We start from the raw sequence: 25,402 nt of genomic DNA, 5'->3' as shown, positions 1-25,402 counted from the left end.
ATGACCTGTGGGAGCGTGGCCTGCCCGCGATAGGGCCAACGTGGTTATCAGACAGCCGACGCGCCCAACGCCGCCACGATCTGCCGCAATGCCGGCGAATCTCCTTCAATGCGCACCTTCAATCCGTCGATCTCACGGCGCGAAGGATAGTTTTTGCGCAAAGCATCGAACGCCGCCCGCTGCTCGCTCACGCTGCCTACAAGGCTGCGGCGGAAATCCGCGTCATCACGGCGCGGGTCGTACACCCCGCGGCACAACATCGCCAGTGCCCAGGCCGGATCGCTTTCAGCGCTCAAGGTCGCTGCGGACAACCATGGCGCCGGCAGCAAATCGTTCAGGCTGACCTCGGCCGATTGTCCGAGAAAATCGCAATACGCCTGGTAGATCTGCGCTGTTCCGCGTTGTTTGCCATCCAGGCTGTAGCCGGCAATGTGCGGCGTGGCCAGCACACAGAGTTCGGCGAGTGCCACATCCACCTCCGGCTCTCCCTCCCAGACATCGAGCACCGCTTGCAGGTCTTCACGCTGCAACAGCACCTGGCGCAGGGCGCTGTTATCCACCACCGGGCCACGGCTGGCATTGATCAGCCAGGTGCCGGGCTTGAGTTGGTTCAGGTGCTTTTGATCGAACAAATGCCAGGTCGAATGAGCGCCCTGCTTGGTCAGCGGCGTGTGCAGGCTAATGACATCGCACTGTTCGATGATCTGCTCCAGGCTGACGTAGTCCCCCCCTTCGGCGGCCTGGCGCGGCGGGTCGCAGACCAGTACCTTCCAGCCCAGCCCTTGCAGGACCTTGATCAGGCGCCCACCCACTTCACCGGCCCCCACCACCCCGTAAGTACGCTGAGTCAGGTCGGCGCCTTCGATTTCAGCCAGGGTCAGGAGACTGCCGAGCACGTAGTCGACCACGCCACGGGCATTGCAGCCCGGCGCACTGGACCAGGTGATCCCGGCCTGTTGAAAGTAATTGAGATCCAGATGATCGGTGCCAATGGTGCAGGTGCCGACAAAACGCACCTTGCTGCCTTCAAGCAACGCGCGGTTGACGTTGGTCACCGAGCGCACCAACAGTACATCGGCCTGTTCGACGGTGGCACGGTCGATGGAACGCCCTGGCACCCGGCGGATTTCACCGAAACTTGCAAAGAAGGCATCAAGCAGGGGGATATTTTCGTCGGCAACAATCAGCATGGCAGGCTCCTTAGGCGGATCGGCAGTGTAGGCGTAGATACGGGTGGTGGGCCAGTGTGCATTGCGCATGCTGGATAGGAAGGACTGCAGATTCCTGCGGCGTTGCGGATTCATTCAAGAGGTCGATTACAAATCCCCAACACGGGTCTTTTCCTGACCGTTGCGTCAATGCGTAGAATGCGCGTCTGCGCATCAATACCTTCTGGACGTTTTGCCCTTGAACTCTGTGACTGACCGCTCCACCGCCAAGCCCCTCAATCGCCCGGCCCGGGTTCGCCTCGAGCTGAAAAACCTGCTCGCCCTGGCGCTGCCGATCATGATCGCGCAACTGGCGACCACGGCCATGGGGTTCGTCGATGCGGTGATGGCCGGCCGGGTTGGGCCACGTGATCTGGCTGCCGTGGCATTGGGTAATTCGATCTGGGTGCCGGTGTTCCTGCTGATGACCGGCACCTTGCTGGCCACCACACCGAAAGTCGCTCAACGTTTTGGCGCCGGCACCCACAGCGAAATCGGTCCGATCGTGCGTCAGGCGCTGTGGCTGGCATTGGTGGTCGGGCTAATGGCGACCGGCATACTGTTCAGTGCCGAACCGATTTTGCGCGTCATGAAGGTCGACCCCGAACTGATCGGCCCGTGCATGCAGTATCTGCACGGCATCGCCAGTGGCCTACCCGCTGTTGCCTTCTACCATGTGCTGCGCTGCTTCAGTGATGGCCTGGGCCGTACCCGGCCGGCGATGGTGCTGGGCCTGTGCGGGCTGGCGCTGAATATTCCGCTGAACTACATCTTCATTTATGGCCACCTCGGTGTCCCGGCCATGGGCGGCGTCGGCTGCGGCTGGGCCACGGCGATCGTGATGTGGGTCATGGCGCTGGGCATGGCCGGCTGGGAGCGCTGGGCGCCGGCGTACCAATCGAGTGAATTGTTCAGCCGCTTCGACTGGCCACAATGGTCGGTGATCAAGCGCTTGCTGGGCATCGGCCTGCCCATCGGCATCGCGGTATTCGCCGAGTCGAGCATCTTTGCCGTCATCGCCCTGCTGATCGGCAGCCTCGGCGCCACCGTGGTCGCCGGGCATCAGATTGCCCTGAACTTCAGCTCGCTGGTGTTCATGATCCCCTACTCCCTCGGCATGGCAGTGACCGTGCGGGTCGGCCAGGCGCTGGGCCGCCAGGAGCCGCGCGAAGCACGCTTCGCTGCCGGGGTCGGCATGGGCACAGCCCTGGCCTACGCCTGTTTGTCGGCGAGCATGATGCTGTTACTGCGCGAGCACATCGCGACGATCTACACCGCTGACCCGACGGTGATCAAAGTGGCGGCAATGCTGATTGTCTACTCGGCACTGTTCCAGTTTTCCGATGCGATCCAGGTGACGGCAGCCGGCGCGTTGCGCGGCTATCAGGACACACGGGTGACGATGATCCTGACGCTGTTCGCTTACTGGGGCATTGGCTTGCCGGTGGGTTACGCCTTGGGCCTGACCGATTGGTTCGGCGCACCGAGTGGCCCGAGCGGGCTGTGGCAGGGTTTGATCGTGGGCCTGAGCTGCGCGGCGCTGATGCTGTCAATCCGCCTGACACGCAGTGCGCGCAAGCGGATTCGCAACAGCCTGAATTGACTCTGTGGGAGCGAGCCTGCTCGCGATTGCGATGCATCATTCAACATTGATGGCGACTGATACAGCGCCTTCGCTGGCAAGCCAGCTCCTACAAGGCTTTGAGCGTCAAACGGACTTCTTGCGGATCCAGTAGAGGTAGGTGCCCGCCTCTTCCTGCTGACCGACCAGTTCATGATCGAGAAACACGCAGAACTTGGGGATGTCGCGCCGGGTCGACGGATCGGTGGCGATCACCTTCAGCAGACCGCCAGGCGCCAGGTCACGGATGTGCTGGTGCAGCATCATGACCGGCTCCGGGCAATTGAGGCCGGTGGCATCCAGGGTGCCGTCAACCGGCGTATTGATCATTTCACTCATGATTTGCTCCTGAAACGTGCCGGCATTGTCGCGCATTGCCGGGCTTAACGTCATCTGTGTCGTACACCAGACCTGTGGGAGCGAGCCTGCTCGCGATGAGGGCATCAGATCGAACATTGATGCTGGCCACCGCTATCGCGAGCAGGCTCGCTCCCACATTTGGCCCGAGTGATTCAGCGGGCCTTGGGTTTCTTCACATCCAGCCGCCGCAAATGGCAGGTCACTTCTTCACGGTCGTGATACAGCTGTTTGCAGCCAATTTCGACCTTGATGCCCCGCGCCTTGAAGCCATCGGCAATCCGTTCCAGCAGACGTTTCACTTCGGCGTAACGCTGTTTCATCGGCAACTTGAGGTTGACCACCGCTTCGCGGCAATGCCCCTCGCCAATCCATTCTTCGAGCATCGCGGCGTTGCGCGCCGGTTTCTCGACGATGTCGCACACCATCCAGTCCACCGGTTGCTTGGGCTTGAAAGTGAAACCGTCGGCCATCAGATGTTGCACCAGTCCAGTGTCCATCAGGCTTTCGGCCATCGGGCCGTTATCGATGGCGGTCACCAGCATGCCGCGATTGACCAGTTGCCAGGTCCAGCCACCGGGCGCGGCGCCCAGATCGACGCCGGTCATGTCGCCGTGCAGGCGTTCGTCCCACTGGTCGCGCGGGATGAAATGGTGCCACGCCTCTTCCAGCTTCAGCGTCGAACGGCTTGGCGCCTCGCGGGGGAATTTCAAACGTGGAATGCCCATCGGCCACATCGCCGAGTTGTTCGCCTCTGCCACGCCCATGAACACTTCACGACCGCTTTTGAAGGTCAGCAACAAACGCGGCTTGTGGGCGTCTTCCACCAGTTTGCCGGCCGCCATCAGCGCCTTGCGCAGGTGGACTTCGAATTTCTTGCAGAAGTTCGACAGTTCCTTGCCGTCGTTGGTGTCGACCATCTCCAGCCACAGGCTGCCGCACAGCGGAAAGTCGGCCATATGGGCGAGGATTACACTGATGCGATCGGTTTCCGGCAAATCGATGAAGATCCCCCGAGCCCATTGGCGCGGGAAGATCAATTGATCGAAACGCTGACCGCGCATCAACCGTTCGGCGCCGTCTTCTTCGGTGCAGACAAATTCGGCACAGGCACTGGCGGTCTTGGCCTTGGCATAACCGGCTACATTCAGCCGCGCGGCAAGGTCGGAAATCTCGGAACAGACTTCGCCTTCGAAGCCCGGCCGGCAATGCATAAAGAGGGTGTTCATTCTTACTCCTGGGCAGATGGCGAGACATTCAACCACTGCGCGATGCCCAGACCTGCGTTGAAGCAAAGCCTGTCACGAAAACCGGCGCATGATAACTGAGATCGGAACCTGGGGTCTGTCCATAGAGTCCAGTTATTAGCCAGCTACTCAAAACAGGGCTAGGTTTAATGCTCTGCCCGTCCCCTCCGTCCGTAGCCATGCGGACTCAAAGGAGTGATTGCGATGCCCTCCCTCAACAGTTTGAACACCCTTAAAACCCTGCAAGTCGACGACAAGACCTACCACTATTTCAGCCTGCCGGATGCCGCCAGGAGCCTGGGCGATCTGGATAAGCTGCCGATGTCGTTGAAAGTGTTGCTGGAAAACCTGCTGCGCTGGGAAGACGAAAAAACCGTCACCGGCGCTGACCTCAAGGCGATTGCCGCCTGGCTCAAGGAGCGCCGCTCCGACCGCGAAATCCAGTACCGCCCGGCGCGGGTACTGATGCAAGACTTCACCGGCGTGCCCGCCGTGGTCGATCTGGCGGCCATGCGCGCGGCGATGGCCAAGGCCGGCGGTGACCCGCAACGAATCAACCCGCTGTCGCCGGTGGACCTGGTGATCGACCACTCAGTGATGGTCGACAAATTCGCCAGCAGCAGCGCCTTCGAACAGAACGTCGACATTGAAATGCAGCGCAACGGCGAACGTTATGCCTTCCTGCGCTGGGGTCAGAGCGCCTTCGACAACTTCAGCGTGGTGCCGCCCGGCACCGGGATCTGCCACCAGGTGAACCTCGAATACCTCGGTCGCACGGTCTGGACCAAGGACGAGGACGGGCGCACCTACGCCTTCCCCGACACACTGGTGGGCACCGATTCCCACACCACCATGATCAACGGTCTCGGCGTGCTCGGCTGGGGCGTTGGCGGGATCGAAGCGGAAGCGGCGATGCTCGGCCAACCGGTGTCGATGCTGATCCCCGAAGTCATCGGCTTCAAGCTCAGCGGCAAACTCAAGGAAGGCATCACCGCCACCGACCTGGTGCTGACGGTCACCCAGATGCTGCGCAAGAAAGGCGTGGTCGGCAAGTTCGTCGAATTCTACGGTGACGGGCTGGACGACTTGCCGTTGGCCGATCGCGCGACCATCGCCAACATGGCCCCGGAATACGGTGCCACCTGCGGCTTCTTCCCGGTGGATGACGTCACGCTGGAGTATCTGCGCCTGTCCGGCCGCCCCCTCTCGACGGTGAAACTGGTCGAGGCCTACAGCAAGGCCCAGGGTCTCTGGCGCCTGCCGGGCAAAGAGCCGGTGTTTACCGATAACCTGGCGCTGGACATGGGCAGCGTCGAAGCCAGCCTCGCCGGGCCGAAACGCCCGCAAGACCGCGTCTCGCTGCCGAACGTCGCGCAAGCGTTCAGCGATTTCCTCGGCGTGCAGCTCAAACCCACCAGCAAGGAAGAAGGCCGCCTGGAAAGCGAGGGCGGTGGCGGCGTGGCCGTGGGCAATGCGGACATGGCCGGCGAAGCGGACTACGAATATGAGGGTCAGACCCATCGACTGAAAAACGGCGCGGTGGTGATCGCCGCGATCACCTCCTGCACCAACACCTCGAACCCGAGTGTGATGATGGCCGCCGGACTGGTGGCGAAAAAAGCCGTGGAAAAAGGCCTGCAACGCAAACCCTGGGTGAAAAGCTCGCTGGCCCCCGGCTCGAAAGTGGTCACCGACTACTACAAGGCGGCCGGGCTCACGAAGTACCTCGATCAACTGGGTTTCGCCCTGGTCGGTTATGGCTGCACCACCTGCATCGGCAACTCCGGGCCGCTGTCGGAACCGATCGAAAAAGCCATCCAGCAGGCCGACCTGACCGTGGCCTCGGTGCTCTCGGGCAACCGCAACTTCGAGGGCCGGGTGCATCCACTGGTGAAAACCAACTGGCTGGCCTCCCCGCCGCTGGTGGTCGCCTATGCGTTGGCGGGCACGGTGCGCATCGACCTCAGCACCGAGCCGCTGGGTAAAGACCAGAATGGCAATCTGGTGTACCTGCGTGACATCTGGCCGAGCAGCAAGGAAATCGCCGAAGCCGTGGAACAGGTCAACACCGCGATGTTCCACAAGGAGTACGCCGAAGTGTTTGCCGGCGACGAGCAGTGGCAAGCCATCGAAGTGCCGCAAGCCGCCACTTACGTCTGGCAGGCGGATTCGACCTACATCCAGCATCCACCGTTCTTCGATGACATCGGCGGGCCGCCACCCATGGTCAAGGACATTACCGGCGCCCGCGTCCTCGCGCTGCTGGGTGACTCGGTGACCACCGACCACATTTCACCGGCCGGCAACATCAAGGCCGACAGCCCGGCGGGCCGTTATCTGCGCGAGAAAGGCGTGGAACCGCGGGACTTCAACTCCTACGGTTCGCGGCGCGGCAACCATGAAGTGATGATGCGCGGCACCTTCGCCAACATCCGCATTCGCAACGAAATGCTCGGCGGCGAAGAAGGTGGCAACACCCTCTATATACCGACCGGCGAGAAACTGGCGATCTACGACGCGGCCATGCGCTACCAAGCCTCGGGGACGCCGCTGGTGGTGATCGCCGGGCAAGAATACGGCACCGGGTCGAGCCGGGACTGGGCGGCCAAGGGTACCAATCTGCTGGGAGTGAAAGCGGTCATCGCCGAAAGCTTCGAGCGCATCCACCGCTCCAACCTGGTGGGGATGGGCGTGCTGCCGCTGCAGTTCAAACTCGACCAGAATCGCAAAACCCTGAACCTGAGCGGCAAGGAAACCCTGGACATCCAGGGCCTGACCGGCGTCGAACTGACACCACGGATGAACCTGAACCTGGTCATCACCCGAGAAGACGGCAGCAGCGAGAAAATCGAAGTGTTGTGCCGGATCGACACGCTGAATGAAGTGGAGTACTTCAAATCGGGAGGGATCTTGCATTACGTATTGCGGCAGTTGATTGCTTCCTGAGGCAGAAAGCAAAAAACGCCTTTGAGCGAACGAGGCCCCTGTAGGAGCCGGCTTGCCGGCGAAGGTCTTCAACGATAACGCGTGTATCCTGATTAAACGCGACGTACTTGAGATCATCGCCAGCAACCCGGCTCCTGCTGGTACTGCGGTACCTGTGTTTGCTGAATCCTCAAACAACCGAAACTAGTACTCGCTATCCCCTTCAATCCTGAAATGCTCGACCCAACCGCTGAGTGAAGTTGAAACAACCATCAGCGGCGCCAGTATCAACAACGTCAAAGCAACGACAGGCCAAGTCATCATGCGCATCCCCTGGTTCAGGAAAATCTGGCAGAGCGCCCTTCACGTTAATGTCAGGCACGTTTAAACATAGTCACAGGATCCGTTCTACGCACTGAAACCGAGCACCACAATTGCCGACAGGTGGTCATATCTGCCTAAATGCCCCACTTAAAGGCAAGCTTCATTCACATCCAGGATCCTGCCCATGCTCGTACTGCCCTGGCCGTACCTGACACTGCTTTGCGCCGGCTATGTCCTGGCACTCACCTACGGACAACTGACAGTCCTGGCGGGCCTGGCAATCATCCTGCTGATCCTCGCCGGTTTTGCCGCCCGGCAAGCCGACTACCGCCAGGTGCGTTATCTCGGCCACGCCCTGTTCGTCCTGTTGGCATTCGCATTGGCCGTGCATGGGTGGCCCGGGTTCTACAACGCCAAGATGATCGACCAGGCGCGCTTTACCGAAAACGCTGTCCCGTTTTCGATGAACCTCAACCTGGACAAACCGCTGATTGGCTTCTGGCTGTTACTGGTGTGCCCGTGGATCGTCGTCCGCCGGCCATTGCTTCCAACACTGAAAGCATGCGCTGCTGCCTTGTGCGTCACAGCATCTGTAACGCTAGGAGCCGCCTGGCTGCTGGGGATCATCGAATGGTCACCCAAATGGCCGGATCAGGCCTGGCTGTGGATAAACAACAACCTCTTGCTCGTCACCGTCGTAGAAGAGGCTTTGTTTCGCGGCTACATACAAGGCGGTCTGAGCCGATGTTTCAAGCATCGGCCCTACGGTGAACACCTTGCCCTGCTGATCGCCTCACTCCTGTTCGGGCTGGCCCATTCCGGTGCTGGCTGGGAATGGGTCGTATTGGCGAGCCTGGCGGGCATTGGTTATGGGCTGGCTTATCGATACGGCGGATTAGCCGCAGCCATTGCTACTCACTTCGGCTTGAACTTGCTGCATTTCGGTCTGTTTACCTACCCGATGCTGGCGGGCTGAGCCACTTATAGCCAGACCTACAGGGTGCCGGACAGGCCGAATCCCCCCTCAATTCACCCTGAGTTTTGGCGAAATCACCCGATTATCGATAGGGAACTAAGCGGCTTGACTCCTGTCCGCCGCAACGTTTAACCTCGCGCCCCACGAATGGAAGCAATCTGTCATACACCGACTGATTAGTGCTCTGAAAATGAATTCAAGCAGCGCGTTTATCGCGCTGTTGTGCTGTGCGGTAAAAAATGCTCAAGCCTCGTTCCCCCCTGCAAATCAAAAAATCCGTCATTTTTGCCCTGGTGCTGCGTGAAGCGCGTTCGCGTTTTGGTGATCGGCGCATGGGTGCCAGCTGGACGCTGATCGAGCCGATTTGCCACCTGCTGATTCTCAGTGTGCTGTTTGGGCTACTTCGTGGCCGCACCGTTGCCGGTATCGACTTCCCGGTCTTTGTATTGGTGGGTCTGGCTCCGTTCCTGCTATTTCGCAACACAGCCTTGCGCCTAATGAACAGTCCTAAGGAAAACCGCGCGCTGTTTTCCTACAAACAGATCAAGCCCCTCGACACTTACATTGCCCGAGTGCTGGTTGAGTTCAGCATTTCAGCGACTGTCTACGCCATTCTTGTGTTCGGCTTCGCTTGGTTTGGTTTCGACATGGCAATCAAATCGCCCATTGAGTGGATGCTGACTGTTTTGCTAGGCGTTGTATTTTCATTCGGTCTGGGCATGCTGTTGTCCCTGATTGCGCACGCCATGCCCAGTAGCGCGCTGTTTATCCGGATGATGTTTTTCCCGTTGTATTTCATGTCGGGCGTACTCATCCCCGCGAGCTACCTGCCGCACGCCATGCTGCCGCTGCTTCTGCTAAATCCATTCCTGCACCTTATGGAACTCATTCGCGCCGAAATCTTCCCGCACTACGTTCCAGTCGATGGCATCTCGGTGCTCTATGTGATCGCGTTCACCCTCGTCTTGCTGTTCGTCTCCCTGGGTACGTATAGGGTTCGTCGACTGCATTTGATCTCCACCAAGAACGGCTAACCGCAGGCTTCCCGTGTTTGAGCTCAGAAATATCACCAAGTCTTACCTGACCCCTAAAGGTCGTCGCCACGTGTTTCGCGATCTGTCGTTCAAGATCCCCTCCGGCAAGAACATCGGCCTGATTGGCCGCAACGGCTCTGGCAAATCGACCCTGGTTCGTCTTCTGGGCGGTGCCGATGTGCCGGACTCCGGCACCGTTGCCACCGACAAAAGCATCTCCTGGCCCGTGGGCCTGTCCGGCGGCTTTCAGAGCACCATGACCGGCCGCGAGAACATCAAGTTCGTCAGCCGCGTCTACGGCGCGGTGGGTGAGGCCATGCGCCAGAAGGTCGCCTACGTCGAAGACTTCGCCGAAATCGGCAGCTGGATCGACGAACCGGTCAAGACCTACTCCTCCGGCATGCGCTCGCGCCTGGCCTTCGGCCTGAGCATGGCCTTCGACTTCGATTACTACTTGATCGACGAAGTGATGTCGGTGGGTGACGCACATTTCAAGCGCAAATGCGCTGACGTGTTCGAGGAGCGCCTGCAGAAATCCAAGGTTGTCCTGGTTTCCCACAACATGCCGGAAATCAAAAAGCACTGTGACGTCGTGCTGCTGGTACGCGATGGCGGGGTGCAGATCTACGACGATGTCGATGAAGGCATCAAGGCCTACAACACCTGATCGCCCGGACCGGGGCGAGATTGTTTTATTTCAAGGATGCAAGTGCATATGAGCAGTACGGGTAAATTCAAAGGCTGGCGCCTGACATTGGGGTTAATCGTAGCGCCAATGTTATTGGCAATTGTCTACTATGGTTTTTTTGCCGTGGACCGTTTTGTCAGTTCTGCACAAGTAGTGGTACGCCAAGAAGGTAGCAATCCAGGCGCACAATTGCCTGGCCTAGCAATGCTACTAACAGGTACAAACCCTGCGTCCCGAGAGGAAACTCTCTACCTACGCGAGTACATTGTGTCTATGGACATGATGCAGTTGCTGGAAGATCGTCTACAATGGGTTGAACAGTACAGCAAGCAAAGCAGTGATCCACTCTTCTGGTTGGCCACTGACACTCCTCGCGAAGAAATGCTCAAGTACTACCAGCGTATGGTCTCTGCCCACTATGACGAAACTACCGGCCTCCTGAAAGTTGAAGTGCAAGCATTCAGCCCAGAACTAGCCGAGCAAATGGTTAATACCATTCTAGAAGCTAGCGAGCACTTCGTGAACGAAGTCTCTCACGGTATTGCACGTGAGCAAATGCGATTTGCCCACAGCGAACTCGAAGGAGCAAAAAAGAATTACACCCAACGCAAAGAAGAACTGCTGAATTTCCAAGATAAAAATAAGGTGCTAGATGGAAAAAGCTCTGCCCAAGGTCGTGCAAGTATTATCGACGCGCTCGAAGCAGAATATTCCAAAGAGCGCGCTGTACTTACCGAGATGCTCTACAAGCTACAACCAGACGCCCCCCAAGTTAAACAACAGCAACAGCGGGTAAATGCAATCCGCGAACAACTTGGCGCAGAAAAACGAATGCTGGTCTCGGCTCCTGACGGTGCACAGCTAAACGTGGTGGCCTCCCGGTTCCAGCAGTTAACTCTGGATGCAGGCATCGCTCAAGAAACATACAAAACGGCCGTCGCCGCACTAGACAATGCCCGTATAGAAGCCAGCAAGAAAATACGAACGCTAGTGACAGTAGTGAGTCCCAACAATCCGCAAATCGCTCTGTATCCGGAGCGACTTTACAACTTGACCACCATGTTCATCGCCTTGCTTCTGCTTTACGGAATCGCCCGCTTTCTAATTGCATCAATCGAGGACCATCGTGATTAATTCTATCTCTGGCCTAATGTTTACTACCTCGAACTCCTATATGCGATCTAAAACTTTTGTAGGCTTATTCCTCCTATCTGTGGGCCTTTCCGGTTGCGCTGGCACCATGTCTGGCGCCGGCCCATACAAGGGTGACATTGAAAGCAGAAACACAGCATATGATTTAGTCGACATTAACGCGAACACCATCGCGCAATTTATGCGGGCATCACCGAAGCCAACTGCGACCACCATCACTCGCCCGATACCTCCCGTTGTCCGTTTGATGGGTGGAGACGTGATCAATGTCCTGATCACAGATAACGCACCAGAAGGGACCGGGCTATTCGCACCACTGTCAACTGGCGGCACTCAATTGAAGGTACGCATTGACTCACAGGGTATGATTTCGTTGCCATATGTGGGCCATCAATTTGTAGCAGGGATGACTCTAGTTCAAGTAGAGGAAATGATCCGCCAGCGCTTGCGCGGTGTAACTTCAGATGTTCAAGCACATGTCGATCTAGTTGGCGACCTCTCGGGATCCATTTTGGTGGCCGGTGCAGTAAAAAACCCTGGGCGTTTTTCGACTCTACAGGGTCCGCTGACACTATTAGATGCCATCAACCAAGCCGGTGGTCCTGTCATGGAGCCATATTTGGTTAATGTCACGGTCCGCAATGGCAATCAAGCCGTCACCCTCAACTATGAAGAAGTTCTGGCAGGTAAAAACATCGTCTTGCAGCCGAACTCAGAAGTGGTACTTGACCGCTCCAGACAACGCTTCGTTGCCATGGGCGCTGTTACCCAACCAGGCCTACATGATCTGCCATCTCAAAATTCAAGTCTGTTAGATGCTCTAGGTTCCGTAGGCGGGTTGAAGGAAACAAATGCAAACCCAAAAGGGGTATTTGTATTCCGAATGGGCGACAGCAACTTGGCCTCCGCACCAAAACCAATTGTTATGCGAATAGACATGCGCGATCCAGCGGCAGTCTTCTATGCGAAGCAAGTAATTCTTAAGCCGGATGACACTATTTACGTTACCAACGCAGCGGTGTACGAATGGCAAAAAATTATTGCACCTATCGTGCAAACACTTGTACTGGGTAGAACGATTGACGCGCTTCAAAACTGACAATCTCAAACCAAGCTACCTTAACCTATAAACCGCTTTAACGCAGAGCCCGAAAAATGATCTACAATATAAAAGGAATTTATATTTTTTTAGATCCTTTCGACCGGGCTGATAGCGGAGTTTCTAGTTATACTTCTCTGGCCGCCGCGCGTTTGCAGCGGCTAGGCATTAGCACAAAAATAATAAAGCTTAATAAAAATGAAGGCATTTCAAACTTTAGAAACCGCGTTGCTGCTGACATAAATAATATCAAAGAAGAAATTCTTTGCATTGAAGCACCCGAATCTTTGGCATCCACTGCAAATCTCCCGGACTCGCTTCCTTTGCATATTAGACTACATTGTTCTAAAAGCTTGGGCGCCGCAATACAGGGGCTACCGTACTCCGAAAATGATGTCGCAAGTGAGCAAATCGAGCTTTTCAGGGCTAAACACTTATCCGCACCGTCTTGGGCAGCATATTTTACAAGTTTGAGTTTGTTCAAATTCCCAAACACACCATTATTCTACCCAAACCCGTCCCCCGAATTTCAAAACCGAAATATAAAAAAACCCGAATACGATTTACTGTTTGTAGGGCGACTTCAGTTTTTGAAGGGACTGCACTACTTAGAATACCTAATTGAAAATCTACCAAACCTCAAATTTGCCGTTGCCTGCCCGCCAAATACTAACTGGAAATTTTCAAAAAAAAATAATGTAAGAGTAATAGATGGGACCATTCTCAGCAAACATGAGATTTATAATCTCGCAAACATAGTCATTGTCCCAAGCATATTCGAAACCTCTTCAATGGTAGCCATTGAGGCATTAGCTCATGGCTGCCAAGTAATTACCTGGAAGCATTTAGGCATCTCAGAATACATCAACGACAGTCGTCTAATCAAAATTAGCTCGGGCATTTTAGATGACTTTTTGCATTCAATAAAAACAAACACTCTTTCACAACAACCAATAGCTACATTAGCAACCAAAGTTATTAATAAAAATTTTGACCGCGGCATTAGCCAGGTATTAAGCTCAGTAAATCTGAACACAGTGTTAGTCAATCGTCCAGATGAAAAAACTGAGCTCTATCTAAGAAATCTCATCAGAGAGCAGACATTTTTCATGAAACCGAAAAAAAAATCCTCTTTCTCAGCAAAAACACGCAAGCTCATACTGAATCCTGTCGCTTTTTTCAGAGACTCAAAAGAAGCCAAGTATGTACGTCGTAAAATCCATGAAAGAAAACAACTGAAGTACCAAAAACTTCAAACAGAGCTTTTCCCTCAAGGCTTACCCAACGATATCGAAGCCAGGTATGCGAGCAAAATTGAGCAATCAGAGCCTGAAACTCTGAACACAAACGCACCGGCACCGGCTCTATTTGCGGAGATACAAAAAGAAGGTCGAATTACATTTTCGCCATTGCCTTCCATGCCCGCAGGATGTTCGACCGCGTTTTTTTATTCAATCAGTGAAGATAATCAGTTTGTTAGCAGCATCCTGGAGGAATTTGACAACATTGATGATTTCAATTACCTGAATAAAGCGAAGCTTAACATTGGCACTTTCGATATCAGCAGTGACGAGACCGCTCTTTCGATAATCAATAGAATTGACGTAAAAAACAAAACGACCTTTTCAGGATTAGACACTGTCGTTCTAGTTAATGCCCCTGTAAGTCTATGTCAAGCACTGCGAGCGATTGGTACAAACCATCGAATTGTCCTTATCAAGTCCAATGAAATACTGATAGACAATCATTCGATCGATGCTCTAATAAGTACCATCGACAGCCAAACTTTCGACACTCTTGTGACGACAAGAAGATATATAAAACTTGAATCAGTAAAACACATCCCTACAGCAGTACGACGGATAATTCAGGAAGGTTTTCCAAAAAAACCAGACATGCTTCTCTCCCTATTCATGAATTCAAACTGCGGATTTACCAAAGAAGAATTCGACCTGCTTAACACAAACAGATATCAAGGAATAATAAAAATAAAACCCTTCTCCCCAACAGACTCAAAAACCATGACTGATATTTATAGAGGCTTTTCCGAGTCAGTCATTGCAATTGCCCTTCTCGAATCGATTTACATGCGTTATCGCTCTCTCTGTGAGGCTGTCGAAAACGGCGCATCTCCAGAAACCCTAATTGGCTCATGCTTAACTGACGGAATTCTTTTTGATGTGCAAGAAATATAAAATAGTACATATTTCACAAACCCCCTTGGTCGCTGCGCCCGCCAAAGTGGCTCTCGCACAGAGAATGTCAGGCCACGAAACCGTTGCAATCGCGATTAAGGACTACCCGATCAACGGGCCGCTCGCGGGAAAATTTATTGAAGATTTCTTAATCGAAGATGAGTTCACCAAAGGAATTATTGACGAGGCCATTTCCAAAGCAGATATTATTCATATACATAATGATTTACCCCAAGAATGGACTACAAGATTATTACACGCCAATCAAACAGCCAAATATGTTTATCAAGTCCACTCCCCCCTTCGAGAGGGGCCGTTGTATTTACCTAGAGACTCATCCTTAGGCCTGCCATTTAGCCTGAAATTGGTTGTTGGACAATTCCAACCAAGAATCCACCAAGACCACGTATTTGTCCCAAACATCATTCATGACACCCCTAGCGTTAGACCTCGTCGCAAAGGTGAAAAACTTAAAGTTATTTTTAGCCCCACTCACTTACGACCTGGACGCTGGAATAATAAATATGTAGAGCAACTGGATACTGCACTTCAATCGCTCGTAAAACTAGGTAAGATAGAAGCTATAATTCCAGACAAACCAGTCTCACCGAAAGCACTTATGGCTGTTCGGAGGTCTTGCCACGTTTCAATTGATGAGATCGCTACAGGTGGATTCCATCAAGTATCAATCGAAGGACTTGCGGCTGGAAATGTGACAATCAATAAAGCTGATTATTTTTCAAAGACTGTCTTTTCTACATTTTCAAACGGCGAGAAGCCACCATTTGTTTACGCCGACGGCGAGAGCATCGCTTCGACACTAGAAGATTTTGCAAATGACTGGGAAAAAACTGCCGAGCAGCAACTAGTCAGCTACAACTACTTCAAAAAGCATCTTACTCCTATTAAAATGTCGAGCATATTTGATAAAGCCTATGAGACTCTCTAAATCCATTCGCTCATTGAAAAACAAAGAATATGGGCGAAGAGCCTTTATTCTTGCCAACGGCCCATCCATAAAAGAAGAAAACCTTTCATTACTAAAAGGTGAACTAGTTATCGGAATGAATGCCTCCACCCTACTGGAAGAAGAGCATAACTTCTCGAGCGACTACTATGTAGTCTCAGATACTAGGTTTATCACCCACCCTGAAAAAAAGAGATTTGCAACAAACTTACTCTCACCGAATACGGTACGAGTACTTAGAGAAGAACTAAAGGAATATGACGAGCCCTCGCTACAAGACAGAACGTACTATCTAAAAGCTCTTAAACGAGATGGCTTTTCGGAAAATCTAGCTGCCGGCTTTTTCTTTGGCTGCACAACAACAATGCTCGCCATTCAGCTAGCGTATTATTTGGGAGCCGCCGAAGTTTATTTACTCGGGTGTGATTTACGTTATACCGCTGAATCGCCTCGCTTTTACAAAGAGAACTCCCCTCAGCTCGAGGATAGCTTCACCAGCGTACAGATTTGGAATATTTCGAATGCTAGCGAACTTTTTCTTTCAAAAGGAAAAAAACTACTCAATTGTAGCGAACGCTCCTTTCTACGCCCGCACATTGAATATAAACCCTTCAGAGAGCTTTTCTGATCCAGGTCAAAACCTAACCTAAACCATCCATACCGCTGAAACAGATGTCCCGCTTTCGAAAAGAAAAACTAGGCTTTCGATTATAAGAACAAAGCGGGACACCACAACAAACAATCAGTAAAATCCACCTTCTTATAAAAACCAACTCACTTTGAGAAATGTTTTTTATCGATAAGGCTTGGAGTCTTCTCTATTAAACCCATTACCAACTTGCAAGCCACACTCTGCCAGTTATTTGATCGCGCGTACAGTGAGTTACTCTCAGAATTTACATCCCTAAGTGTCAGTCCATTCCAATCAACCGCATTCTTAAACTCAGCATGTCGAATGGTTTTTAGACGATCTGGATTAATTGCATTCAGTGGAGCGTAGACAAAAGCCCCCGCCATTGCACTTTCAATTGCGCACATCCCTACAGATTCAGCATGAGTCACAAAAAACAGGTGAGCCTGGCGAAACTCTGAAGCCAACAGATCCATCGGTATTGGTGTTCTAAAATACGGACGAATGCATATATTATCTAAATCAACAGATACCACGCCATCATCATGAAGAGCTTTAACTTCTAGTTTTTTAAACCCTAAATACTCGCCTTTCTTTACAAAATAATTGTCCCGTAACTCCTTAAGAGACATAAGTACATTTAATGTAGCATCAAGTGAGTTCGCAACAAATGTTGGGTGATCAACAAATACGCGCAACGTTTCACTAGATTGTTGAGGATAAAAAACAGCAGAATCTGCAGCCCAGCCGATATGCCAATTTCTTTTGTGATGACGTGTCAGTCTATTATTTTCATTGCCTATATAGCGCCATTCATCCTCACGGATGGTGAAGTTCAAGTCACAGGGAAAATCATCGAACAACGAACCATCATGGATCTGGCAGAGAAGACCATCTATGGCCAGAGATATTTTTGCACCGAGCTCTTTAGGCAGGCGGCTAAAAAATCTCACCCCGAGAGCAACAATATGATCAGCTTGTACTTCTTGGAACGCACTAATCAGCTTTGTATAATATTCATCTACATTAGTGAACGGAGTACTAAAATAGTCAGTTTCCACCCCAATACTATTTAGAGCCCTTGAAATGTAATACGATTGCATATCTGAATAATTTGTAATTAAACTACGATCTTTTATCGCCCTACCGATTAATAGAATCTTCATTAGACCCCCAGAAAATGTATTTTTATTACCGCCTCTCCTTGGCGCAATGATGGCGACATTTCAGAATATTTTATTGTGGCCGCATTAATGTTGCGCAAACATAGCATTACTTATGCAACACTTACATCTAGCTATCTAAAACATCTTAAGTAGTCTTCAAGCACTAAATTCCCATGGATACCTCAATCAAAAATCTCCACAACCCCCACCACCTCATCACTCCCCTCTGCCGTCACCAACAACGCACGAATCTTGTGATCCAGCATATAAGCCTCTGCCTCACTTAACTGCGCATTCGCTTTCACGGTGTGCGGGCTGGCGGTCATGAAGCTGGCGACGCGCTCGTTGACCACACCCGGATTGCCCAGCAGTGCGCGGCGCAGGTCGCCGTCGGTGACGATGCCGACCAGTTTGTCGTTGTCCATTACCAGTGCCAGTCCCAGACGGCTGGAGGTCATGACCAGCAGACAGTCGTGGAATGAGGTTTCTCGGGTGACCTTGGGGAGGTTGGTGTGCATCACGTCGCTGACGCGGGTGAGCAGTTTGCGGCCGAGGCTGCCGCCGGGGTGGTAGCGGGCGAAGTCCATCGGTTTGAAGTCGAGGGCGCTGATCAGGGCGACAGCGAGGGCGTCGCCCATGGCCATGGTGGCCAGGGTCGAGGTGGTGGGTGCCAGGTTGTTGGGGCACACCTCGCGCTCGACGGAGATGTCGAGCCAGATGTCGGCGTGTTTGGCCAGGGTGGATTGGCCGTTGCCGGTCATGGCGATGATCTTGTTGCCGAAGGACTTCAGGCTCGGGATCAGCTTGATGACTTCTTCTGTTTCACCGCTGTAGGAAATCAGGATCAGTACATCAATTGGCTTGAGCATGCCGAGGTCGCCGTGGAAGGCTTCGGCCGGGTGCAGGAACAGACTTGGAGTGCCGGTAGAGGCGAAGGTGGCGACCATTTTCTGGCCGATCAAACCGGATTTGCCCATGCCGCATACTGCTGCACGCCCCTTGCAACCCAGAATCAGTTCAACGGCACGTTGAAACTCGCCATCCAGGCGCTCTGCGAGTTGACCGATGGCTTGCGCCTGGGCGCAGAGTGCTTCTTTGGCTATTGGAAGGTGATTCATGAGGGCCCTATCGTTCCTTGATTTTGAAGGCGCGTATGGTAGCGGCTCAAAGTCAGGGAGGAAACGCGGATCTCCCTCCTTCTGTAGGAATTTTCCTGAATCGCTCGAGATGTGGATGGTTGTGACCTTGGGAACCCACGGACAACCTAAGGGGTGGATGTTGACTGGCAGGGCCTCATCGCTGGCAAGCCAGCTCCCACAAGGGAGTGCGCCCCCACCTGATTTTTCCTGTCGTCAAGCGCGCCAGGCGGCGTGTTTTGACCGTTTATCGGACATTTCAATTCCCTGCACCTGTCATGTTTAAAAAAATCACGGAACTTGTGAAAAATCCGTAAAAAATCTCGCGCTTTCCTGAATGGCAGCTGTCCGTTTGTATTATCATTCGCGCCAAATTTTGATTAAGCATTTTTCAGACACGACTGATTGTGTCTGACACAAGACTGCGCTCGTTATGGATATCCGCTGTTTTTTATGGACAATGCCGCTCCACCGCGTCGCTCTTTGCTGATTCTGTCCAAAGGCGCGCAACAGATCTCTACGCTCCCCTCTTTGCTGCCTGAATATCGGCTGCTGTGTGGGACCGTGCGCGACATTGCCCAGGCCGATGATGTGCTCGCGTGGGGGCGCAAGCCCAGCGCTTTGCGCGCGCAGGCCGTAGCTGAAGAAGCCGGTTTGCCGCTGCTCACCGTTGAAGACGGTTTTCTGCGCTCTGTGGGGCTGGGGGCGGAAGAACCGCCGCTGTCGCTGATTGTCGATCCCGTGGGCATCTATCACGACGCCACCGCGCCTTCTCGCCTGGAACAACTGATTCCCGTCCCGCTGACGCAAGCGCAGAGCCTACGTGCCCGTGCCTTGCAGGCCCGTTGGTGCGAAGAGCGCGTGTCCAAGTACAACGGCGCCCGCATCGACGCCTGCGAGCTGCCTCAGCCCTGTGTGCTGGTGGCCGATCAGACCTGTGGCGATGCTTCACTGCAAGGCGCCACCGCCGCCGATTTCGAGCGCATGCTCGAGGCCGCGCTGACGGAACATCCGCACAGCACCGTCGTGGTCAAGGTGCATCCGGATGTGGTGGCCGGGCGCAAGCACGGTCACTTCGACCTGGCGAAGCTGCGCAAGCATCCCCGCATCCATTTGATCAGCGATAACCGCCACCCGGCCGAGCTGATGCCGAACGTCCAGGCTGTCTACGTGATGACCTCGCAACTGGGCTTCGATGCACTGTTGTGGGACGTGCCCGTGCACACCTTTGGTATGCCGTTCTATGCCGGTTGGGGGTTGACCCTCGATGCCCTGCCCGCCCCTGCGCGGCGCCAACCGGTGAGTCTTGAACAGTTGCTGCATGCCGCGCTGGTGGAGTACCCGCGCTACGTCGACCCGGAAACGGGCGCGCCTTGCGAACCGGAGACCGTGCTGGCGTGGCTGGGACTGCAGCGCAGAATGCGCAGTCGCTTGCCCCATGACTTGCAAATGGTCGGTTTCAGCAAGTGGAAGCAGCCGTTGGTACTGGATTTTTTCAACGGATCATCCATTCGTTTCCTTGGCCGTTTCTCCCGTCGTCGTCCCGCCACACCGGTCATCACATGGGGTTGTCAACACGACACGCCATTGACAAAGAAAGTGGGCAAACACCTCGGCCGCGTCGAAGACGGCTTCCTGCGCTCTGTCGGCCTGGGCGCGAAGAAAACCCGCCCACTGTCGTGGGTGTTCGATGACCTGGGGATTTACTACGACGCCACCCGTCCCTCGCGCCTGGAACACCTCTTGCAAAACGAACCCTGGACTTCAGGTTTGCTGCAACGGGCTGCGGCCTTGCGTGAAGCGATCTGTGCCGCCGGTGTGACCAAATACAACTTGCCCGGCACCGCGTGGAAACGCCCGGCGGGTGTCGCCAAGGTGATTCTGGTCCCGGGTCAGGTCGAGTCCGACGCTTCGATTCGCTACGGCGCGCACCGGATCCGGCGCAACCTTGATTTGCTCAAGGCGGTGCGCGAGCGCCACCCGTTAGCGTGGCTGTTGTACAAGCCGCACCCTGAGGTATTGGCCGGCACCCGCGAAGCCGGCGACGGCGAAGAGCGCACCAGTGACTGGTGCAATCAGGTGGTGGGCGATGTGCCCTTCCACCAACTGTTATCCGAGGTGGATGAGGTGCACGTACTGACCTCGCAATCGGGCTTTGAAGCCTTGTTGCGCGGCGTGCCGGTGACCACCTATGGCCAGCCGTTCTATGCCGGCTGGGGGCTGACCCGGGATCTGGGCATGAGCCCTGAGGTCCAGGCGCGCCGCACTCGTCGCCTGAGCCTGGACGAGTTGGTGGCGGCGACGCTGATCCGCTACCCGACCTATGTCAGCCGCATCACCCGAAAATTCACCACCCCCGAACGCACGTTAATAGAGATTCAAAACTGGGATGAAGTACCTACCCAAGGAAGGCCTACGACATGGCGAGAGATGATTCAACACCTGGTCCTCAGCGCTTTGAAGCCACGCCCAAGAAACTCCTAGTGCCGGTCGATCGCTCCCAACGTCCGGTGTCGGTGAAACCGCGAAATTCGTTCCTGTTTCTGCAGGGCGTCAGTTCGCCGTTTTTCGCACGCCTGGTGCGCGCACTTCGGGCCGAAGGGCAATTGGTGAAGTCGGTCAACTTCAATATGGGCGACACGCTCTATGGCAGTGGCGCGCGAGTGTTTTATTCCTCGCGGCCCGAGCAGTTGATGGACTTCTACAGCCAGTGCTTCCGCGCGGACCACATTACCGACGTGGTGTTGTTCGGTGACTGCCGGCCGGTGCACCAGCCGGCGGTGGAGCTGGCCAGGTCGCTGGGCATTCGCGTGCACGTGTTCGAAGAGGGTTACTTCCGCCCCTACTGGATCACCCTTGAGCGCAATGGCGTGAACAACCACTCGTTGCTGCCCCGTGATCCGGAGTGGTACCGGGAAGTCGGCAAGTACATCCCGCGTTATCACAATGGCGATTCGTTCCGCCTGTCCTTTGCCTCCCGGGCCTTCCACGATGTGATGTACCACGTCGGTGGCGCGCTGAACAAAGTGGTGTTCCCCCATTACAAAACCCACGCGCCGTTCAACGCAGCGGTGGAATATGCCGGCTACATTCGCCAGGGCATTCGCCTGGTCAACGCCAAGGGCCGCGACTCCGAAGTCATCAGTGAAGTGGCGCGCAATCGCCATCGCACCTTCCTGCTGCCACTGCAACTGGACAGCGACGCGCAGATCCGCGATCACTCGCCGTTCAAACACATGAAGGATGTGTTGAAGCATGTCATGGGTTCCTTCGCCCGCCATGCCGGCAGTGACACGCGCCTGGTGGTGAAGAACCATCCCCTGACCCCGGGCATCGTCAACTATCACCGAATTACCCGGCGCATCGCCCACAAACTCGGCATCGCCGACCGCGTGGACTTCCTCGAAAGCGGCCACATGCCGACGCTGCTGTCCCACGTCGCGGGCGTGATCACGGTCAACAGCACCGTCGGCGGTTCGTCGCTGATGCACAACGTGCCGACCATTGCCCTGAGCGATCCGATCTACAACCTCAAGGGGCTCACCCACCAGGGCAGCCTCGATGACTTCTGGCACACGCCGGAACCGCCTGACTCCACGTTGTTTCAGCGCTTTCGCAGCACGGTGATTCACACCACCCAGGTCAATGGCGGCTTTTATACCCGCTGCGGTATCGACATGGCCGTGAACAACTCGCTGGAAGTGCTGCTGGCCAAGACCTCCAGGATTGAACGTTACTTATGACGCTGCACAAAAAACCACGCTGCATCCTGATCACCGGCGCCACAGGTGGTATCGGCGGTGCGTTGGCACCCGCTTATGCGGCGCCGGGCGTGACCCTGATCCTGCAGGGTCGACGCACCGAGCGTCTGGAAGAAATGGCCGGACAATGCCGCGCCGCCGGTGCACGGGTCATCCTCCACGCGCTCGACGTGCAGGACCTGGAAGCGGTGCGCGAATGGATCACCCGGATCAGCGCAACCGAGCAACCGGACCTGATCATCGTCGGCGCCGGGCTCAATACCGCGACCGGGCCGAATGCCGAGGATGAGGAGTGGGAATTGTCCCAGGCGGTGATCGAGGTCAACGTCATGGCCGCCATTGCCACTGTGCAGGCGGCGTTGCCGGCGATGCGCACACGCAAGCACGGGCAAATCGCACTGTTCAGTTCCCTCGCCGGCTGGCGCGGGTTGCCGGCCACACCCAGCTACAGCGCCAGCAAGGCCGCGATCAAGGCGTACGGCGAGTCCATGCGCGACCTGGTCGCAGCTGACGGCGTGCGGATCAACGTGATCATGCCCGGTTATGTCGAATCGAAAATGTGCTTTGAAATGCCGGGGCCGAAACCACTGCAGTGGAACCCGGACAAAGCCGCACAACGAATTCGTCGCGGCCTGGCCGCCAATCAGGCGCGAATCAGTTTCCCCTTTCCCTTGAACCTCGGATGCTGGGCCCTGGGCGTGATTCCCCCGCGGATGTCCTCGGTGATTTTGCGATGGCTGGACTACGGTGCCTGACTTTCTGAACAGTTCTTTCGCCTGGGTGATCCTCGGCGGCTTTTTGCTTTCCTGCGGCATCGAAGCGCTGCTGATCCCCAGGCCCACCTTGCGTCGGCCACTGCGTAGCTGGCTGCTGCATGCCGGTGCATGGCTGTTCGCGGTGGCCCTGCTTTATGGGCTGACCGGGCGCGCGTATTTCAGTGCGGTGAATGTGCTGGCGCTGTGGCTGCTGATCGTGCTGGTGAGTAACTCGAAGTATCACTCGTTGCGCGAGCCCTTTGTGTGTGCGGATTTCGAGTACTTCAGCGACGCCGTGCGCTTTCCGCGCCTGTACCTGCCCTTCTTCGGCATCGGCAAGACGATTGTGTTGGCGCTGGCGTTTATCGCCTATCTGGCCTGCGGGTTGTATTTCGAGGCCACCGCCAGCGATGCGCTGTCCACCGCTGCCGTGGCGCTGGCCGGTGCCTCGCCGTTGCTGCTCATCGGCGCGCTGAAGCCGCTGCAACCCAGCTACGACGCCAGCCTGGATTTGCGCCGCTGGGGATTGGCCGCCAGTTTATGGACCTACTTTTGTGCCGCCCGGCGCAAGGTGTCCATCGACGCCCTGCACTCGCCTTTTGCGACCGATGCGCAAGCGATTCGCCCTCCTTGCGATACGGCCTTGCCTGACCTGGTCTCGGTGCAGAGCGAGTCATTTTTCGACATTCGCACCTTGTGGCCTGGCATCCGTGAGCAGGTGCTGAGCCAGTACGATGTGCTACGCGGCGAAGCCAGGGCCCATGGTCGCCTGCAAGTCGCAGCCTGGGGCGCGAACACCGTGCGCACCGAGTTCGCCTTCCTGACCGGGATCGCCGGCGACCGGCTCGGCGTACATCGCTTCAATCCTTATCGCCACCTGGCCCGCCTGGGCTTGCCCAGCATCGCCGCCGACATGAAACGCCGCGGTTATCGCACCGTGTGCATTCACCCTTATGCGGGCAGTTTCTACGGTCGTGATCGCGTGCTGCCAGCGCTGGGCTTCGATGAGTTCATCGACGTGCGCAGCTTCAACGAGGAGCAAAAGGCCGGCCCCTTCATTGGTGATTGTGCGGTGGCAGACAAGATCATCGAACTGCTCGACGACAGCGCTCGCACCCAGCCCCTGTACATCCATGCCGTCACGATGGAAAACCACGGGCCGCTGCACCTGGAGCAGGTCGACGCGGCAGAGTTGCCCAACTGGTTCGATCGACCGCTGCTCGACGGCATGCGCGACCTGGCGCCTTACCTGCGTCACCTGAGCAATGCCGACCGGATGCTCGGCAAGTTACGTGAGTACCTGCTGGTCAGTCCGACTTCGACCGGGCTGTGTTTCTTTGGCGATCACGTGCCGATTCTCCCGGATGTGTATGCCGCCCTCGGCGCACCGGATGGCGATACCGATTACTTCATCTGGTCCAATCAGACGCCTTCTTCCAGCCTGCCGCGGCCCCTCGGCGTTGAACAGTTGGCCAAGACCTTCGTCGAGCAGATGAGCAACAGCCACACACCGGTCAAAAAAGCCAGCCGGGCACAGACGGCAACCCATGACTGACATCGCCCCAGCGCCCTTGCGGATCGCCCTCGGCTCCAGCTTGCCGGAACCTGATGAATCGATCGCGCGGATGATCACTTCGGGACGCAGTTCGCTGGCCTTCTTTCTCGGCGATGAGGCCTGCCGCTATCGGCTGCTGGCCGCGTCAATCAACTGGGACCGGATTCTGATCGCCTACCGTGACTGCACACCCCTGGGCTACGCCGCCTTCAAGCACCACTGGCGCGGGCCTTTCTCGCCCGGCGCCGGGCCTTTTCTGCGGGAATTCGGTCGCTTGCGCGGCGCAGCGCGTTACCTGTTGTTTGCGCTGACTGAGGGTCGGGAGTGGTACTACGGTTTCTATCTCTATGGGCTGCATGTGATCAAGCACGCCCGTCACCAAGGCATCGCACGTGCGCTGTTGAGCGCAACGTTCGATCAGGCCGCTCGGGCCGGTTATGACCGGGTCGAACTGGAAGTCCAGGTGAAGAATCAGCGGGCCCGGCGGCTCTACGAGCAGTTGGGATTCATCCGGGTGCGAACCACGCCGCTGAACTGGCTTGGCCGCTTTCTGCCCTTTCCCTCGGTCATCAATATGCGCCGCACGCTGAAATCCAACCCATGAG

General features: G+C 55.5%; 20 protein-coding genes. 15 read left to right on the top strand and 5 right to left on the bottom strand.

The genetic code is table 11. From position 1 onward, the window contains the following. Window positions 1-47 precede the first annotated feature (47 nt). The gene (gene pdxB, locus ACGJAX_RS15180; protein WP_390959767.1) at window positions 48-1,190 is read right to left on the bottom strand and encodes a 4-phosphoerythronate dehydrogenase PdxB; all 1,143 of its coding nucleotides are present in this window, start codon (window positions 1,188-1,190) and stop codon (window positions 48-50) included. Window positions 1,191-1,407: 217 nt separating this feature from the next. On the opposite strand from pdxB, the gene ACGJAX_RS15175 reads away from it, so the two are divergent. Then, window positions 1,408-2,811 (top strand): MATE family efflux transporter, encoded by a 1,404-nt coding sequence (locus ACGJAX_RS15175; protein ID WP_247254130.1) that lies wholly within the window; start codon window positions 1,408-1,410, stop codon window positions 2,809-2,811. A 105-nt stretch (window positions 2,812-2,916) separates the two neighbouring features. On the opposite strand, the gene tusA is transcribed toward ACGJAX_RS15175, so the two are convergent. Beyond that, on the bottom strand, window positions 2,917-3,168 hold the full coding sequence (gene tusA / locus ACGJAX_RS15170) for a sulfurtransferase TusA (RefSeq protein ID WP_247254129.1): 252 nt from the start codon (window positions 3,166-3,168) through the stop codon (window positions 2,917-2,919). 173 nt (window positions 3,169-3,341) lie between these two features. Continuing rightward, window positions 3,342-4,415: a 23S rRNA (cytidine(2498)-2'-O)-methyltransferase RlmM gene (gene rlmM / locus ACGJAX_RS15165; RefSeq protein WP_390959765.1), complete on the bottom strand. Its 1,074-nt coding sequence runs from the start codon at window positions 4,413-4,415 to the stop codon at window positions 3,342-3,344. A 222-nt stretch (window positions 4,416-4,637) separates the two neighbouring features. On the opposite strand from rlmM, the gene acnA reads away from it, so the two are divergent. The 9 genes from acnA (at window position 4,638) to ACGJAX_RS15120 (ending at window position 16,421) form a co-directional block, all read left to right on the top strand. Beyond that, window positions 4,638-7,379, top strand: a complete 2,742-nt coding sequence (gene acnA / locus ACGJAX_RS15160; RefSeq protein ID WP_390959763.1) for an aconitate hydratase AcnA — start codon at window positions 4,638-4,640, stop codon at window positions 7,377-7,379. 487 nt (window positions 7,380-7,866) lie between these two features. Beyond that, window positions 7,867-8,658, top strand: a complete 792-nt coding sequence (locus ACGJAX_RS15155; RefSeq protein WP_390959761.1) for a type II CAAX prenyl endopeptidase Rce1 family protein — start codon at window positions 7,867-7,869, stop codon at window positions 8,656-8,658. Between the two features lie 239 nt (window positions 8,659-8,897). Beyond that, complete coding sequence (locus ACGJAX_RS15150; RefSeq protein WP_390959759.1) at window positions 8,898-9,692, top strand: ABC transporter permease; 795 nt, start codon at window positions 8,898-8,900, stop codon at window positions 9,690-9,692. A gap of 13 nt (window positions 9,693-9,705) precedes the next feature. Beyond that, window positions 9,706-10,359, top strand: coding sequence for an ATP-binding cassette domain-containing protein (locus ACGJAX_RS15145; RefSeq protein WP_390959757.1), 654 nt, complete (start codon window positions 9,706-9,708; stop codon window positions 10,357-10,359). 48 nt (window positions 10,360-10,407) lie between these two features. Continuing rightward, entirely contained in the window at window positions 10,408-11,514 is a 1,107-nt protein-coding gene (locus ACGJAX_RS15140) for an ABC transporter permease (RefSeq protein ID WP_390959755.1), read from the top strand. A gap of 40 nt (window positions 11,515-11,554) precedes the next feature. Beyond that, window positions 11,555-12,631 (top strand): polysaccharide biosynthesis/export family protein, encoded by a 1,077-nt coding sequence (locus tag ACGJAX_RS15135; protein ID WP_390959881.1) that lies wholly within the window; start codon window positions 11,555-11,557, stop codon window positions 12,629-12,631. A 56-nt stretch (window positions 12,632-12,687) separates the two neighbouring features. Continuing rightward, on the top strand, window positions 12,688-14,826 hold the full coding sequence (locus ACGJAX_RS15130) for a glycosyltransferase (RefSeq protein ID WP_390959752.1): 2,139 nt from the start codon (window positions 12,688-12,690) through the stop codon (window positions 14,824-14,826). Further along, window positions 14,810-15,775: a hypothetical protein gene (locus ACGJAX_RS15125; RefSeq protein ID WP_390959750.1), complete on the top strand. Its 966-nt coding sequence runs from the start codon at window positions 14,810-14,812 to the stop codon at window positions 15,773-15,775. The genes ACGJAX_RS15130 and ACGJAX_RS15125 overlap by 17 nt, the downstream gene beginning before the upstream one ends. Then, complete coding sequence (locus tag ACGJAX_RS15120; RefSeq protein ID WP_390959748.1) at window positions 15,762-16,421, top strand: 6-hydroxymethylpterin diphosphokinase MptE-like protein; 660 nt, start codon at window positions 15,762-15,764, stop codon at window positions 16,419-16,421. Before ACGJAX_RS15125 ends, ACGJAX_RS15120 begins: the two co-directional genes overlap by 14 nt. 146 nt (window positions 16,422-16,567) lie before the next feature. Here the strand turns inward: ACGJAX_RS15120 and ACGJAX_RS15115 are convergent, their stop codons facing one another. Both ACGJAX_RS15115 and ACGJAX_RS15110 read right to left on the bottom strand, forming a co-directional pair. Further along, window positions 16,568-17,590: a hypothetical protein gene (locus tag ACGJAX_RS15115; protein ID WP_390959747.1), complete on the bottom strand. Its 1,023-nt coding sequence runs from the start codon at window positions 17,588-17,590 to the stop codon at window positions 16,568-16,570. 182 nt (window positions 17,591-17,772) lie between these two features. Beyond that, window positions 17,773-18,708 (bottom strand): SIS domain-containing protein, encoded by a 936-nt coding sequence (locus ACGJAX_RS15110; RefSeq protein ID WP_282482100.1) that lies wholly within the window; start codon window positions 18,706-18,708, stop codon window positions 17,773-17,775. Window positions 18,709-19,179: 471 nt separating this feature from the next. Between ACGJAX_RS15110 and ACGJAX_RS15105 the strand changes: the two genes are divergently transcribed. From ACGJAX_RS15105 to ACGJAX_RS15085, 5 genes are read left to right on the top strand one after another with little or no spacing between them, the layout of a single operon-like run. Next, window positions 19,180-21,210, top strand: coding sequence for a capsular polysaccharide biosynthesis protein (locus ACGJAX_RS15105; RefSeq protein WP_390959745.1), 2,031 nt, complete (start codon window positions 19,180-19,182; stop codon window positions 21,208-21,210). A gap of 32 nt (window positions 21,211-21,242) precedes the next feature. Further along, window positions 21,243-22,469: a capsule biosynthesis protein gene (locus ACGJAX_RS15100; protein ID WP_390959879.1), complete on the top strand. Its 1,227-nt coding sequence runs from the start codon at window positions 21,243-21,245 to the stop codon at window positions 22,467-22,469. Beyond that, on the top strand, window positions 22,466-23,242 hold the full coding sequence (locus tag ACGJAX_RS15095; RefSeq protein ID WP_390959743.1) for an SDR family NAD(P)-dependent oxidoreductase: 777 nt from the start codon (window positions 22,466-22,468) through the stop codon (window positions 23,240-23,242). The genes ACGJAX_RS15100 and ACGJAX_RS15095 overlap by 4 nt, the downstream gene beginning before the upstream one ends. Continuing rightward, window positions 23,235-24,797: a sulfatase-like hydrolase/transferase gene (locus tag ACGJAX_RS15090; RefSeq protein WP_390959741.1), complete on the top strand. Its 1,563-nt coding sequence runs from the start codon at window positions 23,235-23,237 to the stop codon at window positions 24,795-24,797. Before ACGJAX_RS15095 ends, ACGJAX_RS15090 begins: the two co-directional genes overlap by 8 nt. Next, window positions 24,790-25,401: a GNAT family N-acetyltransferase gene (locus ACGJAX_RS15085; protein ID WP_390959739.1), complete on the top strand. Its 612-nt coding sequence runs from the start codon at window positions 24,790-24,792 to the stop codon at window positions 25,399-25,401. Before ACGJAX_RS15090 ends, ACGJAX_RS15085 begins: the two co-directional genes overlap by 8 nt. Window position 25,402: the final 1 nt, after the last annotated feature.

The sequence above is a fragment of the Pseudomonas moorei genome, assembly GCF_042846945.1.
In the GTDB taxonomy this organism is placed as follows: Bacteria; Pseudomonadota; Gammaproteobacteria; order Pseudomonadales; family Pseudomonadaceae; genus Aquipseudomonas; species Aquipseudomonas moorei.
Note: the sequence above shows the minus strand (reverse complement) of the source record. Positions and strands in the feature narration are given on the sequence as shown.

Excerpts from the sequence above, each read along its gene's own strand:
- pdxB (WP_390959767.1), bottom strand. The coding sequence starts at position 1,190 with ATGCTGATTGTTGCCGACGAAAATATCCCCCTGCTTGATGCCTTCTTT.
- tusA (WP_247254129.1), bottom strand. The coding sequence starts at position 3,168 with ATGAGTGAAATGATCAATACGCCGGTTGACGGCACCCTGGATGCCACC.
- rlmM (WP_390959765.1), bottom strand. The coding sequence starts at position 4,415 with ATGAACACCCTCTTTATGCATTGCCGGCCGGGCTTCGAAGGCGAAGTC.
- acnA (WP_390959763.1), top strand. The coding sequence starts at position 4,638 with ATGCCCTCCCTCAACAGTTTGAACACCCTTAAAACCCTGCAAGTCGAC.
- ACGJAX_RS15155 (WP_390959761.1), top strand. The coding sequence starts at position 7,867 with ATGCTCGTACTGCCCTGGCCGTACCTGACACTGCTTTGCGCCGGCTAT.
- ACGJAX_RS15150 (WP_390959759.1), top strand. The coding sequence starts at position 8,898 with ATGCTCAAGCCTCGTTCCCCCCTGCAAATCAAAAAATCCGTCATTTTT.
- ACGJAX_RS15140 (WP_390959755.1), top strand. The coding sequence starts at position 10,408 with ATGAGCAGTACGGGTAAATTCAAAGGCTGGCGCCTGACATTGGGGTTA.
- ACGJAX_RS15135 (WP_390959881.1), top strand. The coding sequence starts at position 11,555 with ATGCGATCTAAAACTTTTGTAGGCTTATTCCTCCTATCTGTGGGCCTT.
- ACGJAX_RS15130 (WP_390959752.1), top strand. The coding sequence starts at position 12,688 with ATGATCTACAATATAAAAGGAATTTATATTTTTTTAGATCCTTTCGAC.
- ACGJAX_RS15125 (WP_390959750.1), top strand. The coding sequence starts at position 14,810 with ATGTGCAAGAAATATAAAATAGTACATATTTCACAAACCCCCTTGGTC.
- ACGJAX_RS15120 (WP_390959748.1), top strand. The coding sequence starts at position 15,762 with ATGAGACTCTCTAAATCCATTCGCTCATTGAAAAACAAAGAATATGGG.
- ACGJAX_RS15115 (WP_390959747.1), bottom strand. The coding sequence starts at position 17,590 with ATGAAGATTCTATTAATCGGTAGGGCGATAAAAGATCGTAGTTTAATT.
- ACGJAX_RS15110 (WP_282482100.1), bottom strand. The coding sequence starts at position 18,708 with ATGAATCACCTTCCAATAGCCAAAGAAGCACTCTGCGCCCAGGCGCAA.
- ACGJAX_RS15105 (WP_390959745.1), top strand. The coding sequence starts at position 19,180 with ATGGACAATGCCGCTCCACCGCGTCGCTCTTTGCTGATTCTGTCCAAA.
- ACGJAX_RS15095 (WP_390959743.1), top strand. The coding sequence starts at position 22,466 with ATGACGCTGCACAAAAAACCACGCTGCATCCTGATCACCGGCGCCACA.
- ACGJAX_RS15085 (WP_390959739.1), top strand. The coding sequence starts at position 24,790 with ATGACTGACATCGCCCCAGCGCCCTTGCGGATCGCCCTCGGCTCCAGC.